Origin of the sequence: Massilia sp. YIM B02769 (genome assembly GCF_030411995.1) — a bacterium.
In the GTDB taxonomy this organism is placed as follows: domain Bacteria; phylum Pseudomonadota; class Gammaproteobacteria; order Burkholderiales; family Burkholderiaceae_D; genus Telluria.
Genome location: NZ_JASNRC010000036.1, coordinates 1 through 3,274, shown reverse-complemented (window position 1 = coordinate 3,274; position 3,274 = coordinate 1). Strand labels below are relative to the sequence as shown.

Sequence of the window (3,274 nt, the reverse complement as noted above, 5' to 3'; positions counted from 1 at the left end):
TCCTCCCGCCAGCGCCTTGCGGCGCCAGCCAGCGACTGTCTGGCCTGCTTCACGGGCATCATTGTAACCGATGGGGAACTGCGCGGGAATTGTTATTTCATTCTGCCTTTTGATTTTATTGCGCTCATACATAATTTTCATTTTCGACGCAAACCCATATTCAACATATCATCTCGAACCAATTAATTCAAATTTCGCGTAGAATTCATCAATAACATGTAATAGCTTCATAATTCAGGAGGGATAAGTTATGGAATGCGCAATTTTACGAACTCCATAATCTTTTAAACCGACAAGGTAATTCGTCTTGGATCACGATCATCATCGATCGGCGGTTCTCGATCCGGTGGCGGAATAGGAATAATCGACCCTCCACTGCCCCAATTACTCGCAGTCATTCTTATCGCACCAAACGCACCATTAGGATCGCTTGTAATTTCATCATATGATCGCCAGTTTCCATTGGAATCCAGATGAATGTCGTCAGTCGTGGTTGGAATAGGTGCAGTGGGCCAATATGTATCTACCATATTGTTAGTCCAAGCAGCAAGCTTCGAAAAATTTGTTCCATTGTAGATAGCCGCTCCTGTGGCAGAAATCGCAACAGCTGATGCCACCGTTGTCCATACTGGTGCTGCACCTGCCAACACCGTAACCGTCGCGACAAAACCGGCAACATTACCCACTAATGTAAGAACATCGCCCGTTTGAAAATCTCCTGTATTATTTATATCAACGACGATTTTCAAAAAAGTAACGGTACCAGCAAATGTGTTGAACTGCATCGTAACAGGAGCAAGTATCTTCGCAAGGCTCACAACTGAAGCGAGGACCTGCCCAATTGAATTTACAAGAACAAAATTTTCCTGTCGCTCGTTATGGGCCGTAATCAAGGTATCTGCAGCAGAAGACGAATTCACAGCCTTCTCAGCAACGGTAACTACCATTTCAGTTCGTGTTGGCGTAAGTAATGAGCAAATAAAAACTATTAAGTTGAGAATCAACGTGAAGTTGTTAATTCCAAATTATTTCTACAGCAAGGCTGAAAATTGCCAAGTACCCACCCATAAATAAATGTTTTTTCGGCTGCCATAACCGGCGCGTTGCTGCGTTGGCTCGTGCTTACAGTGCTCGCACCGCGGCGCGCTCGCCGCCTTGCACCGCATCCGTTTCTGTTTGCCAAAACTCACCTTTATTTCCGATTGGGTACTTAGTTCATAGCTGAATTTACCAAAACCCCTATGGGACTGACTTGTACTGCTTTCAAATTTTCAGGCAATCCTGAATCCAATGCAACAAAGCGAAAATACAATTCAGGAAGACTTAGCTTAGTAGAAAAGTTCGTGCGGACTATATAAGATATCTCTTTTCTGGCTATGTGAATTTGCTCTGCAATAATTGCATCGAAATTTTCATCTTCTGCAACCTGCAAAAGTAAGCGCACTGTGGATACGTTACCATTTTTTGGACCGACCCTTACCCACAGATTCCAACTTCCATCTGGCATTTGAGTGGAATGAACTCCATGTTTGAACCCCACGCTTAAAAATGGTCTCCGATTTGCTAAAACTGCCTGAGCCCAGGCAAACTGGGGAAGCATTGCCCTACACTACCCAGAATGCCAATTTTCAAAAAATTTCTTCGGATCATTTACAGAGCCTTCCTATTTTTTGGCCAATTATGAGAATAAAATCTTCATCCTTCGAAGAGACGTTAATATGCACTATAAATTTATGCCTTCAAGGCACTTAGGCATCTGCGCCCACATCCTGCAAGACAATTATGACCAGAAAAATAGTTCAAATTCTCTCAAATTTCCACATAAGCCACAATTTTAAGTCTATTTACATGCATGATGCATACGCAAAAAATTGGCGCTGTCACCGATCGCTGTGGATGAGTGTTTAGTGTCGGGCGGTCATATTCCTCGCCGTAGCTGGCCTTTGTTCCGTGCAAAGGCTATGCTAGGGAAGCACTGATTTAATCGCCGAGTTCCCCCGGCGGGACGTGCAGCTGGCACAATGCCGTCTTCGATTCCTGCCGTGCCGCCATGAAGCAAAGCACGTTCTCCGACGCCGAGTTCTCCAACAAGAAGAAGCAGACCCGCCGCGACCGGTTTCTGGCCGAGATCGAGGCTGTGACGCCATGGCTAGCACTGGTCGCTGCGCTGTTGCCGTACTACCCGAAGGGCGACGGACGCGGCCGGCCGCCAGTCGGCCTGGAGCGAATGCTGCGCATGTACATCGCGCAGCAATGCTTCGGCCTGTCGGACGAAGGCATCGAGGATGCGATCTACGACAGCCAGTCCATTCGCGGCTTTGTCGGCATTGACCTGACGCATGAGTCGGCGCCGGATGCGACAACGCTGCTGAAGTTCCGCCGTCTGCTCGAGAAGTACAACCTGACGCACAGGATCTTCGATGAGATCAACGGGCACCTGGCCAGTAAGGGCCTGATGATGCGCGAAGGGACGATCGTCGACGCGACCTTGATCGCAGCGCCGCCTTCGACCAAAACCGGGACGAGAAGCGTGATCCGGAAATGCACCAGTCGAAGAAGGGCAAGAACTGGTTCTTTGGCAACGCAGTTTATCTAACTTGCTTTCACCATAGAAATTACCAATAGCAGGCCTAAAGCAATCATGATAAAGGTCGAATAAACGATTATTCTTCCCGACATATTTCCTTGTCTCCACAAACGCCAAAAATAACCTACATCAGCCTCTTCAAATCGACGTTGGCGTAAATGGCGATAATAAATAAATTGATTTATCATGCTGAAAGCAAATATCAACAGCATAATCCACGCCTTATGCTCAACAATCCAGCGATAGTCCATTGCAAATAACTTCCTTTTCATTAAAGAATTGTTTTCTTCTAGCAGGGCCGGGACTCAGCAAGTTGTGTAGACGTCGTAAGGCATAGTACGCCAGGCATATGTAACCTCGGCAACATGGCGCCCGCACAATTTATAGGCAAGCCAGCTGTCGACGGTGCCGAAGCACAGTTCGCCGCGCTCGGCGCGTTCGCGTGCGCCCGGCACGTTGTCGAGCAGCCAGGCCCGCTTGGTCGCGGAAAAATAAGCGTCGAGTTCGAGGCCGGTGCTGCGCTGTATCAGCCGGGCATGGCCTTCGGCGCGCAGGCGGTCGCAGGCGCCGGCGGTGCGGCGGTCTTGCCAGACGATGGCGCGGGCGATCGGCTCGCCGGTGGCGCGGTCCCAGACCACGGTGCTTTCGCGCTGGTTGGCGATGCCGATGGCGGCGACCTGCGCAGCG

At 49.1% G+C, this 3,274-nt stretch carries 3 protein-coding genes and 2 pseudogenes; 1 reads left to right on the top strand and 4 read right to left on the bottom strand.

The genetic code is table 11. The features are described from left to right. Nucleotides 1–284: 284 nt before the first annotated feature. Nucleotides 285–947 (bottom strand): hypothetical protein, encoded by a 663-nt coding sequence (locus tag QPK31_RS26060; protein WP_290425789.1) that lies wholly within the window; start codon nucleotides 945–947, stop codon nucleotides 285–287. Between the two features lie 263 nt (nucleotides 948–1,210). Then, entirely contained in the window at nucleotides 1,211–1,600 is a 390-nt protein-coding gene (locus QPK31_RS26055) for a PhoD-like phosphatase N-terminal domain-containing protein (protein WP_290425788.1), read from the bottom strand. A gap of 450 nt (nucleotides 1,601–2,050) precedes the next feature. On the opposite strand from QPK31_RS26055, the pseudogene QPK31_RS26050 reads away from it, so the two are divergent. Further along, nucleotides 2,051–2,595 (top strand): annotated as a pseudogene (locus QPK31_RS26050) (IS5 family transposase); the annotation flags it as partial. On the opposite strand, the gene QPK31_RS26045 reads toward QPK31_RS26050, so the two are convergent. Together QPK31_RS26045 and QPK31_RS26040 are read right to left on the bottom strand one after the other, a co-directional pair. Beyond that, nucleotides 2,593–2,838 carry a hypothetical protein gene (locus tag QPK31_RS26045; RefSeq protein WP_290425787.1) on the bottom strand — a complete coding sequence of 82 codons (246 nt, stop codon included), beginning with the start codon at nucleotides 2,836–2,838 and terminating at the stop codon, nucleotides 2,593–2,595. The pseudogene QPK31_RS26050 and the gene QPK31_RS26045 overlap by 3 nt on opposite strands. A gap of 66 nt (nucleotides 2,839–2,904) precedes the next feature. Next, nucleotides 2,905–3,274 (bottom strand): annotated as a pseudogene (locus QPK31_RS26040) (FGGY family carbohydrate kinase); the annotation flags it as partial.

What these genes read in the sequence shown, in the direction of transcription:
- QPK31_RS26060 (WP_290425789.1), bottom strand. Translation starts at nt 947, where the DNA reads ATGGTAGTTACCGTTGCTGAGAAGGCTGTGAATTCGTCTTCTGCTGCA.
- QPK31_RS26055 (WP_290425788.1), bottom strand. Translation starts at nt 1,600, where the DNA reads ATGCTTCCCCAGTTTGCCTGGGCTCAGGCAGTTTTAGCAAATCGGAGA.
- QPK31_RS26045 (WP_290425787.1), bottom strand. Translation starts at nt 2,838, where the DNA reads ATGGACTATCGCTGGATTGTTGAGCATAAGGCGTGGATTATGCTGTTG.